The following is a 24,351-nucleotide window of genomic DNA, read 5'->3' on the forward strand; positions in this document are numbered from 1 at the left end:
TATGACAACAATTCCTTTTCAGCAGGCAAAGCTTGTGGAATTAATTTGTTTAGAACCAGTCTTTTTTGCCTCTAGGGAGTTGTCTGATACCTACTATACTGAAGGGACGATTGGGAATTATGCTCTAACCTATGCTTTGGGTTTAGTGTATTCTCCCTATCGTCTCCAAGGACAGGCTACAGGACGACCTACTTACAAAGAAGATTTTGAAGCGATCGCACAAGCATTTTACATATTACCTGCTTCACCTGCAAATGGTCGAGTGACTTTCCGGTTTGAACGTTTCAATGCTCTTTCTGATGCTTATTGGTATGCAATGACTAATAATCGAGTCGCTACTGCAAGAGAAGATTTGCCATTGCAACGCCAAGGGAAAAAGCCTAATTCCTTTAGACCAAGTAATTTTCCTCAAACTGGAAGATTGCGGATGATTGAACGTGGTAATAAATTTCAAACTGTAGTCTTTGGCGATCGCGAATTACCCGACTATATCCGTGTTGGTAAGTTTGCTAGCAAAGTTAAAGTCAATGTTTTAGAGCAATTTGATGTCATTTCATTACCAAATGGACAGTATCAAACTAGAGCTTACTTGAACGTTGCAGATTTACCACCACAAATAGAAATTTTGTCTTTTGATTTAATTTCTATGCCTCCAGCGCCAATACTGAAAAATCTTCATTTTCAAGGTACTGCTTGGCAGGTAGGAGAAATCATTGTTCCATCTGGTTTACAATTTTGTTGTGGAGCTAGAAGTAATGACTAATCAAAGATTGGTGATTCAACTTGAATCTCGTAGTATTTTCGCTTGTCCATCACCACCTGAAGATATTTCACGTCTTGGTAGCACATCTCAAAATCAACTCCTTCAACATCAAGTTGATGTGTTTGAAAAATCTCGTGATGCCGATATAATTCTTGATTTAGCACCCACAGGTACAGGTAAAACAAAAGCAGGATTCACAGTTTTATTACACAAACCTACAAAAAGTGCTGTCTATATTGCCCCAACTAATGCTTTGATAGAGCAGCAACGTGAAGCTGCTGAAAATTTTGTCAAAGATGCTAATTTACCGCATGTAGTCAAATCAGCTTCGGCAAAAGAAATTAGAGCATGGTCAGATGATAAAGTTGGTAAGCGACCTGGAGAAAAGCTGTATAACGTTTTGCGAAATCCAGCAACTATATTTCCAGAGGTAGGTGCAAATAGAGCAATTATACTGGTGACCAATCCCGATATTTTTTACTATGCCACCTTTTTCGCTTACAATTCACATGACAGAGGTAATATTGCTAGCAGTTTTTACACTAAGTTTAGCACAGTTATCTTTGATGAATTTCATCTTTATGATGCTAAACAACTTGTAGGATTACTGTTTTATCTTGCCTATTCCCATATCTTTAATTTTTTCAAACATGGAAGACGGATTGTCTTGCTAACTGCTACACCAGAACCAGCTTGTGAATTAGCTCTACAAAGTTTGGAAAAGCAGGGTGTGAGGATAGCAAGAGTAGATGGAGAAAAAGGTAATGGTAGTCTTTTAGCATCACAAACATCTGTGAATTTGGAATTAAGACCGCAACCCGATACTAGGGACGAGTGGTTAGCTGAGTTAGCATCTGAAGTCGTTCAACGTTTTCGAGAAAGACCAAAAGAAAACGGTGCAGTTATTCTTGACTCCTTAGAAAGCATTAACCGTCTCAAAGAGTTATTAGATAAACAAGGACTGAGTAATTCCATTGGACGTATCACTGGTCCTGCACCCTTAAAAGATAGACAACGAGCAATGCAATGTCAAATTATTTTAGCCACTAGCACTGTAGATGTAGGGTTTAACTTTGAAAGAAATCCTGCACCAACACGTCAAAATCTAGATTGGCTAATTTTTTCAGCAAAGAACTGTGCTGCATTTTGGCAAAGAATTGGTAGAGTTGGACGTGTTTTAGGTAAGTCTGAGACTGATATTGATTCTGAAGCCATAGCTTATTTACCTGCTATAGCTTGGGAACAGGGTTTAGCCTCGCTTGATATATCTGGAGGACGGAATGCACTCGAACAAACACTTAAGAATCTTCCTTGTCTGGAAAAGCCTTTTCTACTAGCATACTGGCGTTCTGAAGCCTTTTTAGAAATTGCTCGTCCACTGTTAGAACTTGAAGAAGCATTGCAAGGGATAGTAGGTGCAGAACTAATTCCACAACTTTTTGAAACAATAAAATCAACTTTAGGAGGAAATCGCACTTGGGATGACTGTCGTTTTAGAATGAAAGTTTTACGAGGTGCGGAGAATATTAGTAAAGCTTCGCTTAAAGATGTTCAACACAAATGGCGGTATACTCCTGGCGGTCAAGCTTTTGTAAGAAATTACATTAAAGCTAAGTATCCTGAAGATTGGGATGACCTACAAGCAGGGCGCGTGTCTTTAGATGACTATGAATCGTTATTCAAACAAGATGAGGAAGCTGCAAAAGATTTAAAAGAGTTTGCTGAAATCTTCAGTACCAGTTATGCACCATTATTTTCTTTCAGAAATAGTTTGTTTGAAAGTCTTTCAATTCGCGATCCACACGGTTATCTTTTAGATGAATCAGAAGAAACATCCCTTGACCCTATCCATCTTTTACGTCACTACGAATTTGTTCCGAATGGAGAACTTTTAGAAGTGACTGGTCGTGCAAAGGATAATTATGAGTTAGTTTTTCGTTTGAATTATCCTGATACTTGGCAAGAATTTGTCAATACGGAACTCAATAAACTGACTGCTTTCAAAAATTGTTGTATTGAACGACGCATAGGAGTGGGAGGAGCAATACGACCTACACCTTTGATTAAAGCACTGGAAAAATATTTGATACCAGGAGTGATTGTCTCTGAGAAGGAGAATCAGTATATTATTATTCAAATGCAAAGAGAAGGAATTGTTTCATATCCAATTGTCATCCAATGTAGCAATGCCCAAAAAGAATACAAATTTTTGCCAGGGATTGCAGGAATCTTAACAATGGCAATGAGAGGTAAACAATTGCGTCTTCCAGATGATGAACCCTTTATTGCTTAATAACTCTCAATTATGCCCCACAGTCTTGTTCTTAACCTAGTCCCTCAGTCCCCCATCTACCCAGAATTCCTATCAGGTAGACACTACCACGCTTTGTTCCTCACTCTTATCAGTTCTGTCGATCGCGATTTAGGAGATTACCTACACTCATCCAATACAGACAAAGCCTTTACTCTGTCTCCTTTACAAGTGCAACGCCAACGGGAAGGATACCCCATTCCCAAGAAACCGGATCGCAACAGCAAATTCCACAAACACCATACCTTACAATACACTCACGAACAACCCATCCCCCCAGGTACGCCGTGCTGGTGGCGGATTTCTCTTCTAGACGATACGCTTTTTGGGAAACTGACTCCACTTTGGCTCAATCTCAACCCAGAACATCCCTGGCATTTAGGCTCTGCTAATTTGTACATTACCAGTATCTTGGGAACTCCCCAACCAATACAGCCTTGGGCAAATGCTTGTACATATGCTCAATTGTACGAGCAAGCCAGCCATCGCGATCGCACTATCTCCTTCAGCTTTGCCACACCTGTAGCCTTTCGCCAGGGAGCATATGATAGCGTTTTACCCGTTCGAGAATGTGTTTTCAACAGTCTTCTCAGTCGTTGGAACAAATATAGTGGAATTGAGTTGACTGATTTCTCCATCGAATCCATTTATCCCAGCTTTGTCAACATCAACACGGAAGTTGTTAGCAACTATGACAACAAATTTATTGGTTGCGTTGGCGAAATTAACTATCGAATTCTAGGAGAAGTTGAACCCATAGTTATTAAGCAAATGAACGTCCTTGGAGACTTTGCTCTCTATGCAGGGCTTGGACGAAAAACAACGATGGGAATGGGAATGACGCGTCGATTAAAAACTGCTAACAGCTAATAGCTAATGGCTAATAGTTATTAGCTATTAGCCATTAACCATTAGCAATAAGCAAAAACCATGAATGAAACAGAAGAATACGTTCCGATCGCAGCACTAAACCAATATGCTTACTGTTCGCATCGATGTTGGCGAATGTTCTGTGCAAGCGAGTTTATTGATAATCAATATACCATTGAAGGAACAAGCCTACACGATCGCGTTCACACAGTTGGAGAAGGAAATCGAGAAGAAACTTGGCAAGTTCGAGCCATTTGGCTGAAATCGGAAAAATACAAACTGATTGGAAAAGCCGATCTTATCGAATCAGAAAATGGTCAATGGTATCCCGTCGAATACAAACGCGGTCACAAAGGCGAGTGGGATAATGACGAGTTGCAAGTCTGCGCCCAAGCTTTATGTTTGGAAGAAATGACCGGACAAACCATCAAGACAGGTTACATCTACTACGCACATTCACACCAACGCCAACTCGTAGAGATCTCTGAAGAATTGCGGCAAAGTGCGATCGCAACTATTGAATCCGTGCAAAAGCTAGTTTGTACGGGTCATATGCCAAAAGCCGTGAAGACAAAGCGCTGTACGGGATGCAGTCTCTACACGAGATGTTTGCCAGGAACTGCAGACAAAGTAGGGCGGTATCAAGAAGCCTAATATCATTATTCAATTTGGATTGAGAAACGATGGGAACAGTATATATCACGCAAGAAGACGCATTTATTGGCAAGGTCGATGAACGGTTGCACGTCAAATTTGAGAAAACAACCATTTTAGATGTGCCACTCCTCAAAGTTGATGGTGTTGTGGTGCTAGGACGCGCCACAGTTTCACCTGCTGCTGTCAATGAATTATTGCAGCGTCAAATTCCGCTCACATTTCTTACAGATACAGGTAGTTATTTAGGACGTTTGGAACCAGAAATGACAAAAAACATATTTGTACGTAAAGCCCAATGGGATGCTGCTGGTGATACACCCCGAGCTATTCATGTCGTCCAGGGGTTTGTACGGGGAAAGCTTAAAAACTACCGTACTATCCTTGTGCGCCGTCAAAGAGAATGCGCCGATATAGATTTATCGACTTTTATCCACCGCCTAGAGCAAGCAATTGCACCCATTGACACAACTCACAACATTGATTCATTAAGAGGCTTGGAAGGTGCGGGTAGTGCAGCTTATTTTGGATGCTTCGATCGCATGATTCGTAACATGGCATTCTCCTTCACCAACCGCGTCCGCCGCCCCCCTACCGATCCCGTCAATTCTTTACTCAGCTTTGGTTATTCATTACTGTGTCACGATATTCAAGGCGCAGTGAATATTGTAGGATTCGATCCCTATCTAGGATATTTACACTGTCAGCGTTATGGCAGACCATCCCTAGCATTAGACTTGATGGAGGAGTTTAGACCTGTCATTGTCGATGCTGTTGTGCTATCCGCTTTAAATAAGCAATTCCTCAAGGCTGAGGATTTTGTACAAGAACCTATCAGTAACGCTGTTTCCCTCACCAAGGAAGGACGAAAAACATTTTTGCAACTGTACGCACAGAAAAAGCAATCTGAGTTCAAGCATCCGGTACTTGGACGCAAATGTACTTATCAAGAAGCCTTTGAAATCCAAGCCCGCTTCTTAGCTAAATACTTGATGGGAGAAATCGAGAAATATCCACCACTTGTGATGAAGTAAGCTATTACGCTGTTTGTTGACTCAGTAGGACGGGCGAGAACGCCCGTCTCACAAGAGTTAGGTTGACTGAAGTTGTGCAAGTTAAACAATTATTAGCTTAGAAACTGGAGGTAGAATTTTCTCAATGAACGTTGTCGTGTCTTATGACATTTCCGAAGATAAACGTCGTACCAAAATCCATAGCGTGCTTAAGTCCTACGGTCAGTGGGTGCAATTTAGCATTTTTGAGTGCCAACTCACTGATACCCAGTATGCAAAGTTGCGATCGCGCTTGAATAAACTGATAAAGCCCGATACCGATAGCATCCGCTTCTACTTTCTATGCGCCTGCTGTTTCGGTAAAGTAGAACGTATCGGTGGTGAGCCAGTACGCGACGACACAATTTTTTTCGCTTAATTCGCGGATGGGTAGGTGTTGGAAAAGAACTCAGCAGAAAAATGGCTGAATTCCTTTTAGCATAAAGCTTGAGAGCGATTTTATTACCTCACCCATCCGCGCACCTTACCCAGACTGAATTTCAGCCATTTTCCCTCTACTCAATTTCAATTTATCGTGCTATGATTAACCCATCCGCGATTTTGAACCATGAAAACCAAATACTGATTGACTTTTGGATTCCTGCCATTGCAATTTCACTTACTCCCTATTAGGGATTGAAACTTTAAGCGCGATCGCAAGTTCGTTGACTAAGATTGCAATTTCACTTACTCCCTATTAGGGATTGAAACCAACAACAAAATAACTATATAGATAAAAACCACCGCCCATTGCAATTTCACTTACTCCCTATTAGGGATTGAAACTTACGTTGCATCTCTAATAATATTTAAAGTTAGATTATTGCAATTTCACTTACTCCCTATTAGGGATTGAAACTCTTCAACACTTCACCATTGAATCTAGTAATAGCATTGCAATTTCACTTACTCCCTATTAGGGATTGAAACCATCAAAAGTTTCAAGTATTGAAAAAGAAAAGTTTTATTGCAATTTCACTTACTCCCTATTAGGGATTGAAACCTGATAAAGCTATTACCATAGCCAACAAGGCTTCTTCATATTGCAATTTCACTTACTCCCTATTAGGGATTGAAACTTGCTATGACAATCCTTCTTTACCCAAAAACCCATTGCAATTTCACTTACTCCCTATTAGGGATTGAAACCTGCATTGCTACACGTGCCAACGTGCCAGATTTAGGGAAAATTGCAATTTCACTTACTCCCTATTAGGGATTGAAACAGAAACTCTACCTTATTCATGGTTGCGTTAAGCGATTGCAATTTCACTTACTCCCTATTAGGGATTGAAACAACAAACAAAGCCCGTACTTATATGGCTATGGCATTGCAATTTCACTTACTCCCTATTAGGGATTGAAACAAAATCCATTTACTCCGAGATTGGCTGTACCATTGCAATTTCACTTACTCCCTATTAGGGATTGAAACCTTTGAGTTTTGAGACTGCCCTGTAAAACGAGCGATTGCAATTTCACTTACTCCCTATTAGGGATTGAAACCCATGTGCAAAGCATCGAAAATGTACAGATTGCATTGCAATTTCACTTACTCCCTATTAGGGATTGAAACTTTTTAAGTAGCTTTAGTTATTTAACCTCAAAATTGCAATTTCACTTACTCCCTATTAGGGATTGAAACCGTAAAGGAAAAAGGAATAAACCAAATTCCTTGACATTGCAATTTCACTTACTCCCTATTAGGGATTGAAACTAAAATCTTTTGGTTTAATGTAGTGAGGAAGTGAATTGCAATTTCACTTACTCCCTATTAGGGATTGAAACGCTAGTTTCCCAGCGTGAGGCAGCGACGGCAGCGATTGCAATTTCACTTACTCCCTATTAGGGATTGAAACTTGAAAGAAATACAAATCAAGATAGCGCGTTGGAATTGCAATTTCACTTACTCCCTATTAGGGATTGAAACTGCAGTATCCCGCAGCGCACCAACAAACAAACATTGCAATTTCACTTACTCCCTATTAGGGATTGAAACGCGTACCACATACAGGTGTGACCCATCTTTCACGATTGCAATTTCACTTACTCCCTATTAGGGATTGAAACATAGCAGCTAACTTCATCAGAATGGCGGCTGTAGAGGATTGCAATTTCACTTACTCCCTATTAGGGATTGAAACACGCCACCAATAACCACAGCACCAACGAAAAAGCAGCATTGCAATTTCACTTACTCCCTATTAGGGATTGAAACATTAGCTGGGCTTCCGTAAGAGTCAGAAAAGCACATTGCAATTTCACTTACTCCCTATTAGGGATTGAAACCGGCACGAACAATCCAGCGTGCTTGAATCCGAGGTAATTGCAATTTCACTTACTCCCTATTAGGGATTGAAACGAAAATGAATTACTAAATTGCATTGCAGCGCATTGCAATTTCACTTACTCCCTATTAGGGATTGAAACAAGAACTCGCTGTCACAAGCCGGATCTTTCCACGTGATTGCAATTTCACTTACTCCCTATTAGGGATTGAAACCTGGTGAAATTGAGACCTCACGAGCTCCGCTATTGCAATTTCACTTACTCCCTATTAGGGATTGAAACTTGCGGTTCTTGCTCCTCAGTTTGCGGCTGTCCAGATTGCAATTTCACTTACTCCCTATTAGGGATTGAAACAATCTCAATAACCCACAAGTCCTCAACAAGCTCGTAATTGCAATTTCACTTACTCCCTATTAGGGATTGAAACGCACAACTCCGTTGCCTACACTAGATGGTGGTATCAAAATTGCAATTTCACTTACTCCCTATTAGGGATTGAAACCCGGTTTGTCAAGCAGACTCATTTGGGATTCAACAAGATTGCAATTTCACTTACTCCCTATTAGGGATTGAAACTATACGGGGCAGGTGGTACAGGTAAGACAGAGACTGCCCATTGCAATTTCACTTACTCCCTATTAGGGATTGAAACTCTATTCTATTTAAAATCTCTAAAGATTGAGTAGGATTGCAATTTCACTTACTCCCTATTAGGGATTGAAACGCAAACAACCTACAGGTATTCCAAGATGCGAGGAAAGATTGCAATTTCACTTACTCCCTATTAGGGATTGAAACTGAAGACAAAATGAAAGATTTGCAATCTCAGATTATTGCAATTTCACTTACTCCCTATTAGGGACTGCGCGAAACCAATATAAAAAAGCGCAGCAACATTATGGTAGAATAATGTTGGTACAGCGAAACAAAATTTTGTAAAAGCATGACCGTTAGTAGCAATTATCTTTGTTAAGAATTGCTAGTTTTTCTAGGGCTGTCGTAGGCAAAAGTTTCTACGCTTCGCGCTCGGACGCCAGTGTACCTGGGAATGTTATCTAGTCCTAAGACTATGTAGCGAAAGAATCCCCAACTATAATGCAAGTTTAGTTGGTGGTGCGTTCAAAGGAGAACTTAATGAAGCTGGCATTGTTTGGAGCCAACGGTATGGCTGGAAGTCGAATTGCGCGGGAAGCATTGATGCGGGGTCATGAGTTAACTGCAATCGTTCGTGATTTATCTCGCTTCTCGCTATCGTTCGATCGCTCCACCAAGTTTGTTGGCAATGTTATCGTAGGTAACGTGCTCGATCCAGCGAATGTGGCAGAAATTGTAAAGGGACACGATGCGGTAATCAGTACCGTAGGACCGGGCGCTGACAAAGCAAGCGATCCGGTCTTGGCACAAGACATCATCAAGGCTTCCCACTCGCTCATCGAAGGCTTGACTCGTGCAGGAGTTCGGCGTCTTGTAGTCGTTGGGGGTGCTGGAAGTCTTGAAGTAGCACCCGGTCTACACCTTGTAGATACTCCTGAGTTTCCAGAAATCTATCGCCCTGCATCTCTCGCTCACCGCGAAGCACTTTCCATTTACAAAGCGTCTAATCTCGACTGGACGTTTATCAGTCCTGCAGCGTTTTTTGAACCTGGTGAACGAACTGGTAAGTATCGGATTGGTACTGACCAGCTCCTAGTTAACGATAAAGGTGAAAGCCGAATCTCAGCTGAAGACTACGCGATCGCACTGCTAAACGAGATTGAGCAACCACAATTTGTTCGTTGTCGCATGACTGTTGCTTACTAATCTCTAAGCGGTTGCTCGGCACAGACATATGCTTGGCAAAACGAATGTATTGTGCCAAAGGCAATAATTCACTGACTCAAATTAGATTGCTTCCACTAAAAATGGTAGTGTCGCCCGAAGCTCAAGCTAAACTCAAAGGCAAAAATTCTGCATTCTTACTAATTTGGTAAAGTTAAAGGGAGCGGTGGTGAACTGCCTTACAGCAACACAATTTCCGTGCTTAATTCGCGGATGGGTAGGTGTGGGCAAACCACTTAACTCAAAAATGACTGAAACGTTTATGGTGCAAAGCTTAGAGGCACTCTGTCAACCCGATCCATCCGCGCACCTTACCCAGACTGGATTTCAGCTATTTCACCTCTACTCAATTTCAATTTCTCATGCTATGATTAGCTCATCCGCGATTTTGAACCATGAAAACCGAATACTGATTAACTTTCAAGCTCCTGCCATTGAAATTCTATTGACTCCCTTACAGGGATTGAAACTAGAAAAGCAATTTTTTATAGGTACTGGATTGATTATTGAAATTCTATTGACTCCCTTACAGGGATTGAAACTAAATGAGCAACAGTTTAGCGCTTACAGACTATCCGATTGAAATTCTATTGACTCCCTTACAGGGATTGAAACCTGAAGGAGGATCGATCGCTTCGTGAGTATAGGATTGAAATTCTATTGACTCCCTTACAGGGATTGAAACATCGGATGCCATGCGATCGCTCCTTACAATTGACCGATTGAAATTCTATTGACTCCCTTACAGGGATTGAAACGATTGGGTGAAATACAGAACACCAGTGTGGAGCGATCGCATTGAAATTCTATTGACTCCCTTACAGGGATTGAAACTTGGCTCAGCCACAAGCCAGAATCATCAACACTGATTGAAATTCTATTGACTCCCTTACAGGGATTGAAACATGCGATCGCTGTTCTTCTTATTCAGATGGTCGTATTGAAATTCTATTGACTCCCTTACAGGGATTGAAACATCTGAGGAACCGGACGGCTGTAAGGGGGACGATTGAAATTCTATTGACTCCCTTACAGGGATTGAAACCTTAATTTGCCCCGCATTCTGGGGCTGCTGCCTCAGCAACTTCTCAAATTGAAATTCTATTGACTCCCTTACAGGGATTGAAACAAATTTTTGACAGCAGTGCTGTTTTTCCGCATGGCTCCATTGAAATTCTATTGACTCCCTTACAGGGATTGAAACCTCATCCTGGCTCCATTGGGAGTCGCAAAACATTGAAATTCTATTGACTCCCTTACAGGGATTGAAACCATCATGACTCAAGTTTACGAAAAACCCATTCCCATTGAAATTCTATTGACTCCCTTACAGGGATTGAAACCTCCTCTCCACTTAATCAAGTCACCGACTTTAATATATTGAAATTCTATTGACTCCCTTATAGGGATTGAAACTCAAAATGCATTAAAGGTACGGGAAAAACGATTTATTGAAATTCTATTGACTCCCTTATAGGGATTGAAACTTAGATAAAACAGGCGGAAAAGGAAAGAAAATTGCATTGAAATTAAATTGACTCCCTTATAGGGATTGAATACAAAGAGTTTTGTATTTCTTCATGCATCTATCCACGATATCTGTTATTTAATAAAGGTATATTGCATTTAACCCAATCACATCCATGACTATTGCAATTGCTCTAATTGCGATCGGAGTTTTGACACAAGCGGTGGTTTTGGCAACCTCACGGTCATCGCTGGTTCGTTTCAACCAAACTTGTCAAACTTGCGGTTATCAGATTCCACCGATGGAGCGTTCTCCTGCATTCCACGATTGCCCAGAATGCACCCGTTTGTCTAACCTTAGTGACCCACTGCCCCGCTTGTAGGCTTTACTTTTTTAAGTAGCAGCACCAGCAGCGCACCTGCAAACAGAGTAAAGCCCATGAACAGGAAGCAGTCATTGAAGGACAAGACGTTTGCTTCTTGGCGAACAATGTTAGCGATTTGTGCAATTGCTTGGTTGTGGGCTGTCACCGGATCGGCACCTCGATCGGTAAAAAACTGTGTCAGTTGGTCAATCCGCTCGAGCGTAATCGGATTTGAGAGGGATACATTATCCACTAAACGATTGGAGTGAAATCGTTCCCTCTGTGATTGCAGCGTTCCCAAAATGGCAATGCCGACCGAGCCGCCTAAGTTACGTGCCATGTTGTAAATGGCTGAGGCAGAGCCAATCTGTTTGGCTTCAATGCCAGCCGATGAAATACTGGAAAGTGGCGTGAGAAGCAGGGGTTGCCCCAAGGCTCGCACAATCTGCGCTGGGATCAGTTGATCTATTCCCGTGTCGTGAGTCATATAAGAGTTCATAAAACAACTAATTCCAAATAGCGATAGTCCAACTGCGACTAGCAACCGTAGGTCAAACCGCTTCATTAGCTTGGGCACAAACGGCGTAATGAAAAGCTGTGGGATGCCTGCCCACGCAATGGTTTCACCAATTTGCACGGCGTTGTACCCCTGTACCTGCGATAGGTAAAGTGGCAGAATGAAGGTTGACCCATACAAGCCAAATCCCAGCGCTAGGGTAATCACAATCGACAAGCCGAAGTTCCATCGCCCGAGTAGTCGCAAATTGAGCAGCGGTTGCTTGCGCCTAAACTGGAGAATCACAAACAACGGCAGCGCGATCGCTGCAATGATTGCTGCTTGCTGAATTTCTTCAGAGCCAAACCAGTCCTTGCGATTTCCTTCATCAGCAAAAAACTCGAAGGACGCAAACCCGATCGCCATCGTGATGATGCCCCACCAATCGCCGTTTCTCAACAGACCGAGCTGCATCGGCTTGGGAGTTAGCCCGTACCAAACTCCAGCAATGAGCAATAGACCTGGGATGAGATTGATATAGAAAATATACTCCCAACCGTAATTTTCCGTGAGCCAACCACCAATCGTGGGACCAATTGAGGGCGCAAAGGTTGCCGAGATGGAAAATAACGATAAACCAATCGGTTGCTTAGAAGGTGGCAAGGTTATTAGAATCACGGTAAACGCCATTGGGATCAACACTCCCCCGGTAAATCCCTGTCCTACCCGAAACAAAACCATCATCGGCAGGTTGACAGCGAAGGCACAAGCGATCGAAAAAATTAGGAACAACGTGGCATTCACAAGCAAATATCGCCGCACCGAAAACACTTGCGCTAGCCACCCAGTCATGGGAATCACGATAATTTCAGCCACCAGATAACCTGTAGAAATCCACGATCCTTCATCAATGGTGGCGCTTAAAGCGCCTGTAATATCTTTAAGAGAGGCATTCGTCACCTGAATATCCAGCACTGCCATGAATGCCCCCAACAAGGTTGCCATTACCCCAACCCAATCTTTCAAGGAAACAGATTGGTTTGAAGCCCCTCGGGCAGGGCGCGAGGACAATGCTTGGGAACGATTGATGCTCTTGTTAATCATAAGTGTAGCTTCTGGTATTAGTAAGTAGTTATTAACGGCTGTTAAAGCGGAGGCAAGTCCTCATTCACTGCGTATCAACGGTTACAACAACCGACATTCCTGGCGTAATTCGAGATTCGTAGCCTCGAATGCTGTTTGGGTCGAATACAACTTTCACTGGAATGCGCTGCACAATCTTTGTGAAATTACCAGTTGCATTGTCCGGTGGCAAAAGCGCAAATTTGGCTCCAGAAGCGGGAGATAGACTATCGACTTTGCCCCTAAACGAATGATGGGGAAAGGCATCTACCTTGATTTCAACAGCTTGTCCGGGCTGCATATTTTCCAACTGGGTTTCTTTAAAGTTGGCAACAATCCAAGGCGTTAGCTGCACTACAGACATTAAGGTTTGTCCGGGCTGAACCCGTTGCCCGACCTGGACAGTTTTGTTGCCGATTCGTCCAGCTATGGGAGCTACGATCGAGGTATAAGAGAGTTGCAAGTCCGCATTCTTTAATTCGGCTTTTGACTGAGCGATCGCCGTTAGTGCAGCTTTATACTGCAGTCGATTCACCTCTGTTTGTTTAGCAGTTGCGTTGGCTTGTTGCAGATTGCCTTTGGTGGAATTCAGTTTTGCTTCAGCATTGGAAAGATTTTTTTGAGCCTGCACCACTCTCGCTTGAGCCTGCTTAATTTGCTCGCTAATAGCGTTGTATTGCCCCAATGTTGATTCGTATACTGCTCTGGCTGTATCAGCCTGTTGTTGGGGAACAGCGCCTTGGGTAGAAAGGGCAGTGTAACGCTTGTAATCCAGCTCGGCTTTGATCAAATTTGCCTTGACTTGAGCAAGTTGAGCTTGGGCGGCGGGTACTCCTGCTTGTGCTTCTGCTAAAGCGGCTTCCGCACTAGAAACAGTTGCTGCCGCCGCATTAATATTTCCCTGTGCTTCTGTGGTCTGCCCCACCGCATTTGTTGCCGTCACACTAATATTGGCTTGGGCAACTGCCGCTTGTTGCTCTGCTGATGCTAGATCTGCCGCTGACCGCTGTCGCGCTACATCATAGTCCCGTGGGTCTAACTTCACGAGCAGTGTCCCCTGTGATACCTGTTGATTATCGTCTACTTCAACATCCACTACGGTTCCATTGATGCGAGCGTCGATCGGATGGATATATGATGTAACATAAGCATCATCTGTTGACTCGTGAGCCGAGGCATAGCGCCACCAGTGGTAGCCAAAAATAGCGCCAGCAGTTAACCCTATGCCCAGTAAGCCAAACAATATCAGCTTGCGGCGGGGATGTTGATGGGGTGGATTCGGGGAACTCGGCAATGATTCAGCCGTTGCAATACCAGAAGAGCCTTCCTTGTCCAGCACAAGTGGTTTGCGTCCGTCATGAGATTGGTTTTCGTTAGTTAAGTCAGTCAGTTCCATTGCTATGTTAAGGATATATACGCAGTTGTCAGTTAAGTTAAGTACAGGTCGTTAAGACATTGGCTGCTCGCCGTGGTTCTGTTACCAATTTGCTTACTTTTCATTCTTCCGCGATCGCCCAATACAAACCACTCAAGTTCTTCGAGTTAAAACGCGATTTAATTTTTCTGTGATTGAGGACCGCCACCCTAAGTGAGCCACAAGCAATTAAATGCGGTACATTTTCTACAATCCTCTTGACAACTGCCTTACAGCCTTAACTTCTGACAAATGTTTCCCCATCCTATTTTTCCAATTCCCATACAGCAGGCTTTCTAAGCTTGTTTGTTCGTCGAACTCACGTTAATGCAAAAAAAAAGCGCAATACTTTGCGCCTCTAAAGTCATACTGCTATTTAAATAGATGAAAAACGCTGTAAGAATTTTGCTCGGATAGAACTCATACACCCAATGGAGTCAGTGCTGGTTGATAACAACCAAAGTAGAGGTTACTTAATTCCTCTACAGAAACATCCGTTTGCGATTCAGGATTCAGGAAGTAAGGATGGATCGGCAGCAATTCAACCTGAGACTTTGCTTTAGGTGAGGACACAATCTGCTCTATTAAAGTCAGATAGTTTTGAGCCGTTGTATCCCAAGTGTAATTCCTCTTGACTCGTCGCTGACCGACAACGGCAAAATGCTCCCACTCCTGAGGATCGCATAACAACCGCTCCAAACCACGGGCAATATCAGCAGGGTCTTCTGGATCGACAAGTACGCCAAATTCGCGATCGCCCTGTTGCAAGCTCTCGCTGGGACCGCCGTTCTGAGTTGCTACCACTGGTAACCCTGCTGCTGCTGCTTCTAAAGGAGCCAAACCAAAGGGTTCATAAAGTGCAGTCAGGGCAAACACCGACCGCCTTTTAGCCATAAACCGATAAGCTGCAGCGAGGGATTCCTGTGAAGAAATTGGCAAGCCAAAAGCACCAATTTTTCCCCACAAGTTGTTTTCCTCAACCACCTTCCGAATAGGAGCTAATACCTCAGTTTCGGTCATTTCTTCGCTAGCTTCTTCTCGCAAAGGATCGTCTAGCCCTCCTGTCAGCAGCAACAAGTTTGCTCTTTCTTGAAGGGTTTCACTCATTGCAAAAGCTTGAACCAACCCTAATAAATTTTTTTTCAGTTCCAATCGACTTGATGCCAATATAGCAGGCAATTCCCGACGTGACTCTGCAATATCCCTTGCCAAACGATCTTGAATGAACTCGCAAATCATTTCCTCGTTTTCGGAACGTGCATCTTTACCAAAAATCGAGAAATCAGTACCCGGAGGAATAACCGCAAACCGATTGTCGTCGTTTACATCCACCGCATCCTTATACACGCAATGAGAGTACTGTTCAAAGCGTTCTTGTCGCGTACTGGTAATATTCATAGCCGAACGGTTCATGCTCAGACGTTCGGCAAAAATGCGGTATTTGAAATTGAATTGCTCGTTTATTTGAGCCAAATTCTCTGGTGTAGCCTCCAATTTATCTATCTTTTGAGCACCGAGAGAATGAGCGGTAAAGGTGAAAGGTATTCCTGTCTTCTCTTCAATAAGAACAGCGCTGAGTCCTCCATCACCATAGTGGGCAGTCATTGCATCGGGGAAACTACCTTCCTGCTGATAAAATTTTAGGATGTTGGGTACCCAATCTTTAACTAGATGGGGCCACAAAAACTCTTTAGGTAAAAATTCTTTTGGTCCTGCTGGTAACCGAATGATGCGGACGTTATCAATATCTGGATAATAATCAAACGTTTCGCCAAACTCCGGCCAATTCGGATCGATGATTTGACGGGTGATAATATCAACTTTATGACCTTCTCCAGCCATTGCGATCGCAACTTGCCTAACGTAGACTAGCTGACCGCCAAAATCTGCATGTTCTGCTATGTGACTGTTGCCTGAATCAAAGTTGCCCTGAGGGTTGAGAAATCCAATATGCATTGCTCGCTTCCTAATACAAGTTGATTTCCTGCTTAGATTTCTGCCTGAACGCAGCAGCACAACAGCTTGGTAAGTCTACCCAGACCTTCCAAGACCGAAGAACTCAAGCACTGAGGCTGTATACGAACGCCATCAAAAAGTCAGCTTAAGGGTCATTACCGGCTTTTTGTGACGTACATCTAGCCGATTCACGCAATTTTTTTTCCTAGTATCTAAATTAATCCCCAATCGGGCTTGCTCACATATACCTGATGACATAAAGTATTAGTATCTGAATAATTTTATATCCCCAACTTCTTAAATAAGTCGGGGATAGTGTAGCTCATCACTAAAAATCTTTATCTAGCAAATTTTTGGCCCTCTGAGATCCTATAACTTATCCTCTAGAAGATTTTTTAACTTGTGTCATTTCTGCCAACAAGGTGAATAAGACGATACCGCAAAAATCAGCAGTTAAGTCTACTAAATCAAAACTACGATGTGGCGATAATTTTTGGAGAAACTCTTCACCGACGGTAAAAATACTAACTAAAAGCGGAGCTATTGGCACGAGAAAGTTCAAAATTTGGACCTTACGTTTTTCTAAAGCCAAATGTCCTAAATATGCTGCTATACCTATTAAAAGAAAATGTAATATTGTGTCATAGTAAGGAAACTGTGCTATTTCAGTTGGAATAATTTTCATGTAAGCTGAAATACAAATTGATAGCAAGATGCCAAAGTAAAACCAAAAAGCAAAAATCCAAAAACGGTTTGACATTATTTTTTCATTTTCAAGTGTGTACGTTCTGCCAACCAAGTAAAAAAGAGAATGCCACAGAAATCGGCTATAATATCCTTCTTATCTATCCCGCTATGCCATATAAATTTCTCTATAATTTCGTCTGTGCTACAAAAAAAGAGAATTATAATTGGTGCGATCGGTAAAGACATTTGCAAAAATCTAAGTTTAGATTTTCTTGTAGATAAGTGAGCTATGTAAGAAACTAATCCTATTAAAATGAAGTGTCCAATTAAATCTACAGGCGTAATTTTTGTAACGCTAGATGGAATAATTTTAATATAGACAGCAAGAGATAATAGACTCAAAAGTATCAGATATAAACACAGTACAACAATCCAAGAACGGTTAAATTTCATGCAGACTCTATAAAAAAAATATCGGTTTTTCTACTTGCATTTGTGATATTAAATTTGTTTGACTACCCAGAATTCATCATATAGTTACATTTCATTGCTCTTAGGAAAGGCGCAAAAATAACTCAAACACTTTTGAAGAAATAAGGGTTAGAGGTTGTTTATCAAGTAAATCTTAAATCACCAAATGTATTGTGTAGGGTGGGTATTACCCACAAAATCAAACTTTTGGTTGGGATTGCTGAATCCAATATGGAACCCCGATTGTTGGGTTTCGTTCCTCAACCCAACCTACCACGAACCCATATTTTATGAGAAGTCATTAAGCGAACGTGATATGATTTACTAATCAATAATTCAAGATAAAGAAAGAGCATTCCGCAATGGAATGCTCTTTGTCGGGAAACTTCATATTAAATTCATAAAATAGCTAGCAAAAGCATAATTTTCATGAACTTTTTAAGCATGAAGATTTGCTTGTTCTTGCAACCAAGGATCTACAGGTGTACCATCTTTACGACGCAATTCAATTTCAACAACTATAACCTCTTGTGAACCAGGAGGAGCAGGTTTTTGATGAAAAAGAATGTCAAAATCAGCAGGATTTTGATTGCGTTCTTTCAACCATTCCTGAACTTTTGTGATAGCAAACAATGATTGTCCCTGTTCAAACATGCGGGTAATTTGCATTTGTAATGAGAAGGGATTTAAGCGACCCATTTTTTACCCCCTAGATACATTTTAGATTTTAGATTGTAGATGCTAGATGGTAAATTATTGCCCCCCATATGATATTTCTGGCGTGCAACAATACCATCAGCAATTAGCAATTAGCCATTAGCAATTAGCAATTAGCAATTAGCAATTAGCCATTAGCCATTAGCCCTTTCACCAATTCCGCTTTTGCTGTCTCCAAAGCTTCTGGCAATTTACTAGCATCACGTCCACCAGCTTGTGCAAGGTTCGGGCGACCGCCACCACCTCCACCACAAATTTTAGCGATCGCACCCACAAATTTACCAGCTTGCAAACCTTTCTTATTCACTTCCGAACTAAAAGCTGCTACTAAGCTCACTTTACCGGCTTCTGGAACCGAACCTAAGACAACCGCACCGTTACCAAGTTTTTGCAGCAACCGTTCGGCTGCTGTTTTCAAAGATTCGGGATCGACATCTTCCATTTTGGCAACAAGAATTTGAAACTCGCCAACAGCTTCAACTTTTTCTAGCAAGCTATCTGATTTGGCAATTGCTAATTGTGACTTGAGGGTTTCTAATTCCTTCTGAGCGGTTTTCAGTTCGTTTTGCAGGATGGTGATTCTATCTGGGAGTTCTTCAGGTTTTACCTTGAAGCGATCGCTCAAATCCTTTACCACTTTATCCCGAACATTTAGGTACTCCAAAATTGAAGCACCGGAGACAGCTTCAATCCGTCGAACTCCGGAAGCAACTCCAGATTCAGAGATAATTTTGAAAACTCCAATTTCTGAAGTATTGCTAACATGAGTTCCGCCACACAGTTCCATGGACACACCAGGAAAATCAATCACCCTGACTTGTTCGCCGTACTTTTCACCAAACATAGCAACAGCACCTCTTGCTTTTGCTTCAGCTAGGGGTAGAATTTCCACACGAGCAGAGTGAGCTTCACCAATCCAAAGATTGATCGTTTCCTCAATTTGCTGCAACTCTTCTGGGGTGACTGGACGCGGACAGTTAAAGTCAAAGCGCAATCGATCGAAGGATACGAGCGAACCTGCTTGAGAGATTCCTTCATCAACAATTTTCTTCAACGCTGCTTGTAAGAGATGAGTTGCAGTATGGTTAGCTTGGACGCGACGGCGACAAGCTGGATCGATTTGAGCCATCACCTTATCGCCAACTCGGAGAGTTCCCCGTTCAATGCGTCCGAAGTGAACAAAGAAATCTGATTCTTTCTTCACATCGTAAATTGTCACGAGAACACCATCACCAGATATATATCCGCGATCGCCAATTTGTCCGCCCGATTCAGCATAAAATGGGGTTTGGTCGAGAACAACTTGTACCTCTGTTCCGGCTTCTGCTTCCTCTTGCGAGACACCACCCACTAACAACACTTCCACAATTGATGTTGCTGCGGTTTGGGTGTAACCCAAAAATTCTGTAACTTGGATGTGTTCGGCGAGTTCATCGAGAGAACCCTGTACGGTGAGGTCGATGGTTTCGTGGGCGTCTCTTCCACGTTGTTTTTGCTTTTCCATTTCCACCTCAAACCCAGCCTCATCAATTGTGAGGTTGTTCTCAGCAGCAATTTCAGATGTCAGTTCTACAGGGAAACCATAGGTATCGTACAAAGTAAAGGCGCTTTCGCCACTAATTTGAGTTTTGCCTTGGCTTTTAACTTCAGCCATAATTTCCTCAAGCAGTTCTTCCCCACGTTCCAAAGTTTTTAGGAAGCGAGATTCCTCTCTTTGCAATTCTGCTATTATTGCTGACTCTCGCTGACGCAAATTGGGGTAAGCTTCTTCAGAAAGAGCGATCGCAACTTCAGCCACCTGGGTTGTAAATTCACCTTGAATTCCCACCAATCGCCCGTGACGCACGGCGCGACGAATAAGGCGGCGCAACACATAACCCCGTCCCACGTTGGAAGCGCGGATTTCATCAGCTATCATGTGGACGATGGAGCGAATGTGATCCCCGATCACTTTCAGGGAAACTTTGGTTTCTTCATCAACCTTGGTGTAATCGATCCCAGCAATTTCTGCTGCTTGTTTGATGATGGGGAAAAGCAAATCGGTTTCGTAGTTGTTGGGAACTCCTTGGAGAATTTGAGCCATCCTCTCCAAACCCATCCCCGTATCAATGTTCTTGTTAGCCAGGGGAGTTAAATCACCGTTTGCATCCCGGTTGTATTGCATGAACACGAGATTGTAAAACTCGATAAACCGGGTATCGTCTTCTAAATCGATATTCTCATCGCCTCGCTCTGGGTGGAAGTCGTAGTAAATTTCCGAACACGGACCGCACGGACCTGTCGGACCGGAAGCCCAGAAGTTATCATCTTCTCCCAGACGCTTAATCCGTGCTTCGGGGACTCCAATTTTATCGCGCCAGATAGCAAACGCTTCGTCATCTTCCCGAAACACGCTCACCACCAAATGTTCGGGCGCTAAATTAAATACCTTTGTTGATAACTCCCAACCCCAAGCGATCGCTTGTTCCTTAAAATAATCCCCAAAGCTAAAGTTCCCCAACATTTCAAAAAACGTGTGGTGTCGTTTGGTGCGTCCCACATTTTCGATATCGTTGGTGCGAATGCATTTTTGAGATGTTGTAGCACGCTTGAACTCGGGCGTGCGCTGACCTAAAAATATAGGTTTAAATGGTAACATCCCCGCGATCGTCAGCAGCACGGTTGGGTCTTCCGGTACCAAAGAGGCGCTAGGAAGAACTTGGTGTCCCCGTTGGGCGTAGAAGTCGAGGAATGTTTTGCGAATTTCGTTACCGCTGAGGTACTGGGGATTTACTGACATAAGCTCTTACAAATATGAAAGTATGAAATGTGAAGTCAAAGTAAAAGCATAATACATACTACATTGTATTATTAATTTCAGACTTTATCCTTTATCCTTGACCCTTTATTAGGTATATTTTTGCATTTTGTTTCAGTTCGCGACTACCGTTATGGGTCACTGGCGATCGGTTGCAAATTGCAAGCGGTGTTCCCTGCAATCATAACTTTGGTAGGATGAGTGAGTGCGGTCGTGATTTTTAGAATTAAAGCAGAAGAAAAATACAAAATTTCCCAATAGAGGTAAATTATGGCATTAAAACTGAAAGTCCCCTCAATAGCCTGTCAGGGTTGTGCGGAAACTATTACCGAAACAATCCATGTTATGGAACCAGACGCTAAGGTAGATGTGGATGTCCAAGGCAAAACTGTAACTGTAGAAGCCCAAGCCTCGGAAGAGACAATCAAACAAGCAATTGTTGCGGCTGGTCACACTATTGAAGGTTATCAATAGATATCAATAACGGATGTAAGTCGGCAAGAAAAAAGCAATCCGTGTAACAAAGTGTAAACTATCTAATTTTCCTTTGTAGTTGCGAAGTATGTGAAGACAGCGCAACTACAAATGCGATCGCGAAGGTCTCCAAGACAGGTATTAGATAAGACTTATCAAAAATCCTCTCAAAGTTTTTCCGAGAATATACAGAAAATTATTGAGTTGTTTCATAGTAGTGCTCCAAACAATAGAGACTTTACTGAGGAAATAAGACTTTTTTCAAGATAAAAAATAAGTAAAATATTATATTTGAAAGGAATTTGTTAACTCTATCCCAAAAATTACAGTCATCTATATTAAGAAAATTTTAAATAATTTTATAAAAAATTTTAAGCATTGTAAATCTCTATCAGATAATGCTCGCTATACCTAAATTTTAAACATTCAATAAAGTTTATCTGTATCGCGATCGGATATCCTTCGGTAATTCTACTATAACAAATTTTGTAATTTATGAAATATGTATAGAAATGATACCCGCGATATAAACTTTTTGTGGACAATATCTACCCAACAGTAGTTAAAATTTTTTACGTAATGATTTAAACTGCAATATTCTTCATCAACTAGGAGAAAAGAAACATTAGGTCTCAGAAATGGCAACCTCAGCAAATGTATTTATTAAAGTAGAGTATGATGAGGGGCAAAAAATTAAAAATTCATATTGTGGCTAAGTATAAGACATTCACACAAACGTTAAAACTCCCCTATCAGATATACAGCCATGTATTACAGATACCAGGGAGAATGAATTAAGTTCACCAAGTCTAAACCCTTTAGGTAGAAACAGGGCAAAAAGTAAAACAATGAACATTTCCATTCTGATCTTTGGAGATGATAGTTTTCTCGCTATCCTTCCAAAGGATATTCGAGATGCATCTTCTATTGGCGTAGAACTCATCAGCGATTTAAAGCAGGCGATTTCGCGCATTCCATTAAACCCACCAGATATTTTACTGGTACGGGCTAGTTGGGATGGCAGTATGGAATTATGTCATTGGTTAAAAGAACAAACAAAGCTATCCTGGATTTACTGTATCCTGATTGAAGATCGTCCCCAAGTCCTTGCTCAGAGAAATACAAGCAGTGAGGATTGGGAATTGGAGATGACATCCTTAGCTCTACACCAAGGAGCAGATGCGTATATTTGGGGTCTCGAAACAGGAGGTGAGGAGTCTTTACAAGAAGAAATGGCTCGCCATCGCTTGCTACGAGCTCATTTAACTGTAGGATTGCGGAAAGCAGAAAAATATCGAGAACTGATTAGAAAAAACGACTTTCTCTCGGTTATAGCCCTAGCTGACTCACTGACAGAACTGAAAAATCGCCGTGCGTTGGAGTGGGATTTACCCAGTCAAATTCAAAAAGCCCGCAGTCATGGGACTCAACTCTCTTTAATTATTTTAGACGTAGACTATTTTAAAAAAGTTAATGATACTTACGGTCATCTGGTAGGCGATCGCCTTTTACAATTGCTCTGCAGCCGGTTGCGCCACAACTTGCGGGTTCAAGATACTCCATTTCGCTATGGTGGAGAAGAATTTGTGATAGTTCTCCCCAATACAAATTGTGACGAAGCGTGTGGTGTCGCAAACCGTCTCAATTCCATAGTTAGCAAGGAACCATTTGCCATCAACAATAAACTCTCTCTCAACGTCACAATTAGTTTGGGAATATCTAGTTTGCAAGCAGAAGACGATGCAAAGGGAGTCAGCCTGCTTCAGCGTGCGGATCAAAACTTATTGGTAGCGAAAGCAACAGGGCGCGATCGCGTTGTCGGTTGCACCAGCCACACATTCCACCATACTCCACACCGCCAAACTGCTTCTTTTTTCAGTTAGGAACGTCTGACTCCCGAGTTCCTATTCCCCGTGTTTCCAGAACGCGAGTACACTCTGCAACCGAAGCCCTTTGTCGCATAACATCGACAAGGGCTTGGTACGCCGCCCAATGTTCTTCCAACAAAGTTTTTGCTTGGAGGAGACAAAAGCGTTGTTTGAGATTGGTATTGCTTCCAGAAAATCCCAAACTTTTCAACACTCCTGCGAGCTTGCTTTTATCGTCAGCACCCCCCTCAGTATTGTTATAAACTAGTGTTTCTGCAGCAATACCCGCCATCCAAGTTGTGCAATAACGATCCAGCATTTGAGCAGTTATCTTACCTTGTTCGAGTTGAGATGCTAATTCCCCATCATCAAAACTGACACCGCCTTGTCCCGGTTGTTTTTGTTTGATTGCTTCCCAAGCGCTGAGAGTGTAGCCAACCACTGGAATTCCCAACAGGTAAGCGACAAGAAAGTGTCCGGCTTCATGATGTAGGATACGTTCTCTGTGTTCGGGTGAAAAACTTGCCATCCAATCTAAAAGAAGATTACCGCCCTGTCCTTGCAAACTGAAAGAATCGAGAGTAGCGATTCCTAAAACTGTAAAGGTCGCCACTGCAGGGATTGTAGGCGATAGGTGAACGAGCGGTCCCAGCAAACTGGACACAGTCATGGCAAAGACAGAGATTGCTATGAGATTTAGGGCAGTTTTGCTCATATTAAAAATTGAGTTATGTAATGTAATATTTCTTAATGTGTTTCT

Annotated in this window: 20 protein-coding genes and 1 CRISPR repeat array; of the genes, 11 read left to right on the plus strand and 9 right to left on the minus strand. The window is 42.2% G+C overall.

Annotated features, from left to right (window positions below; all coding sequences use genetic code 11):
- Position 1: 1 nt before the first annotated feature.
- The 8 genes from cas5d (at position 2) to HC643_RS42545 (ending at position 10,340) form a co-directional block, all read left to right on the plus strand.
- Positions 2-763 (plus strand): type I-D CRISPR-associated protein Cas5/Csc1, encoded by a 762-nt coding sequence (gene cas5d, locus HC643_RS10365; RefSeq protein ID WP_038082615.1) that lies wholly within the window; start codon positions 2-4, stop codon positions 761-763.
- On the plus strand, positions 756-3,056 hold the full coding sequence (gene cas3 / locus HC643_RS10370) for a type I-D CRISPR-associated helicase Cas3' (RefSeq protein ID WP_038082616.1): 2,301 nt from the start codon (positions 756-758) through the stop codon (positions 3,054-3,056). Before cas5d ends, cas3 begins: the two co-directional genes overlap by 8 nt.
- 12 nt (positions 3,057-3,068) lie before the next feature.
- Positions 3,069-3,944 (plus strand): CRISPR-associated endoribonuclease Cas6, encoded by an 876-nt coding sequence (cas6, locus tag HC643_RS10375; RefSeq protein ID WP_038082617.1) that lies wholly within the window; start codon positions 3,069-3,071, stop codon positions 3,942-3,944.
- Between the two features lie 60 nt (positions 3,945-4,004).
- On the plus strand, positions 4,005-4,598 hold the full coding sequence (cas4, locus tag HC643_RS10380; protein ID WP_038082619.1) for a CRISPR-associated protein Cas4: 594 nt from the start codon (positions 4,005-4,007) through the stop codon (positions 4,596-4,598).
- Positions 4,599-4,627: 29 nt separating this feature from the next.
- A complete protein-coding gene (cas1d, locus tag HC643_RS10385; protein WP_038082620.1) occupies positions 4,628-5,632 on the plus strand; it encodes a type I-D CRISPR-associated endonuclease Cas1d in 1,005 nt (334 codons plus the stop codon).
- A gap of 124 nt (positions 5,633-5,756) precedes the next feature.
- Positions 5,757-6,029: a CRISPR-associated endonuclease Cas2 gene (gene cas2, locus HC643_RS10390; RefSeq protein ID WP_072040780.1), complete on the plus strand. Its 273-nt coding sequence runs from the start codon at positions 5,757-5,759 to the stop codon at positions 6,027-6,029.
- A gap of 227 nt (positions 6,030-6,256) precedes the next feature.
- Positions 6,257-8,809: a CRISPR direct-repeat array (repeat unit 37 nt; unit sequence ATTGCAATTTCACTTACTCCCTATTAGGGATTGAAAC).
- Positions 8,810-9,073: 264 nt separating this feature from the next.
- On the plus strand, positions 9,074-9,739 hold the full coding sequence (locus HC643_RS10395; RefSeq protein ID WP_038082621.1) for an NAD(P)-dependent oxidoreductase: 666 nt from the start codon (positions 9,074-9,076) through the stop codon (positions 9,737-9,739).
- Positions 9,740-10,004: 265 nt separating this feature from the next.
- Entirely contained in the window at positions 10,005-10,340 is a 336-nt protein-coding gene (locus tag HC643_RS42545; protein WP_050046154.1) for a hypothetical protein, read from the plus strand.
- On the opposite strand, the gene HC643_RS42550 is transcribed toward HC643_RS42545, so the two are convergent.
- On the minus strand, positions 10,329-10,454 hold the full coding sequence (locus tag HC643_RS42550; RefSeq protein WP_419723332.1) for a hypothetical protein: 126 nt from the start codon (positions 10,452-10,454) through the stop codon (positions 10,329-10,331). The genes HC643_RS42545 and HC643_RS42550 overlap by 12 nt on opposite strands.
- Positions 10,455-11,400: 946 nt before the next feature.
- On the opposite strand from HC643_RS42550, the gene HC643_RS10400 reads away from it, so the two are divergent.
- Positions 11,401-11,607 carry a hypothetical protein gene (locus HC643_RS10400; RefSeq protein WP_137986434.1) on the plus strand — a complete coding sequence of 69 codons (207 nt, stop codon included), beginning with the start codon at positions 11,401-11,403 and terminating at the stop codon, positions 11,605-11,607.
- Here HC643_RS10400 and HC643_RS10405 read toward each other — a convergent pair.
- The 7 genes from HC643_RS10405 to alaS all read right to left on the minus strand — a co-directional run bounded on the left by HC643_RS10405 (position 11,582) and on the right by alaS (position 21,231).
- Positions 11,582-13,189 carry an MDR family MFS transporter gene (locus HC643_RS10405; protein WP_082051772.1) on the minus strand — a complete coding sequence of 536 codons (1,608 nt, stop codon included), beginning with the start codon at positions 13,187-13,189 and terminating at the stop codon, positions 11,582-11,584. The genes HC643_RS10400 and HC643_RS10405 overlap by 26 nt on opposite strands.
- Before the next feature lie 64 nt (positions 13,190-13,253).
- The gene (locus HC643_RS10410) at positions 13,254-14,603 is read right to left on the minus strand and encodes an HlyD family secretion protein (protein ID WP_038081189.1); all 1,350 of its coding nucleotides are present in this window, start codon (positions 14,601-14,603) and stop codon (positions 13,254-13,256) included.
- Positions 14,604-15,041: 438 nt separating this feature from the next.
- Positions 15,042-16,577, minus strand: a complete 1,536-nt coding sequence (locus HC643_RS10415) for a glycosyltransferase (protein ID WP_038081187.1) — start codon at positions 16,575-16,577, stop codon at positions 15,042-15,044.
- 376 nt (positions 16,578-16,953) lie between these two features.
- Positions 16,954-17,337, minus strand: coding sequence for a VanZ family protein (locus tag HC643_RS10420; RefSeq protein WP_336604333.1), 384 nt, complete (start codon positions 17,335-17,337; stop codon positions 16,954-16,956).
- Entirely contained in the window at positions 17,337-17,717 is a 381-nt protein-coding gene (locus HC643_RS10425) for a VanZ family protein (protein WP_038081186.1), read from the minus strand. Before HC643_RS10425 ends, HC643_RS10420 begins: the two co-directional genes overlap by 1 nt.
- A gap of 456 nt (positions 17,718-18,173) precedes the next feature.
- The gene (locus HC643_RS10430) at positions 18,174-18,434 is read right to left on the minus strand and encodes a hypothetical protein (RefSeq protein ID WP_038081185.1); all 261 of its coding nucleotides are present in this window, start codon (positions 18,432-18,434) and stop codon (positions 18,174-18,176) included.
- A gap of 145 nt (positions 18,435-18,579) precedes the next feature.
- Complete coding sequence (gene alaS, locus HC643_RS10435; RefSeq protein ID WP_038099002.1) at positions 18,580-21,231, minus strand: alanine--tRNA ligase; 2,652 nt, start codon at positions 21,229-21,231, stop codon at positions 18,580-18,582.
- A gap of 288 nt (positions 21,232-21,519) precedes the next feature.
- Between alaS and HC643_RS10440 the strand changes: the two genes are divergently transcribed.
- On the plus strand, positions 21,520-21,723 hold the full coding sequence (locus HC643_RS10440) for a heavy-metal-associated domain-containing protein (protein ID WP_038099004.1): 204 nt from the start codon (positions 21,520-21,522) through the stop codon (positions 21,721-21,723).
- 848 nt (positions 21,724-22,571) lie between these two features.
- The gene (locus tag HC643_RS10445; protein WP_038099007.1) at positions 22,572-23,606 is read left to right on the plus strand and encodes a GGDEF domain-containing protein; all 1,035 of its coding nucleotides are present in this window, start codon (positions 22,572-22,574) and stop codon (positions 23,604-23,606) included.
- On the opposite strand, the gene HC643_RS10450 is transcribed toward HC643_RS10445, so the two are convergent.
- Positions 23,599-24,306, minus strand: coding sequence for an ATP-dependent Zn protease (locus HC643_RS10450; protein WP_038099010.1), 708 nt, complete (start codon positions 24,304-24,306; stop codon positions 23,599-23,601). The genes HC643_RS10445 and HC643_RS10450 overlap by 8 nt on opposite strands.
- Positions 24,307-24,351 lie beyond the last annotated feature (45 nt).

This window comes from Tolypothrix bouteillei VB521301, assembly GCF_000760695.4.
Taxonomy (GTDB): Bacteria; Cyanobacteriota; Cyanobacteriia; order Cyanobacteriales; family Nostocaceae; genus Scytonema; species Scytonema bouteillei_A.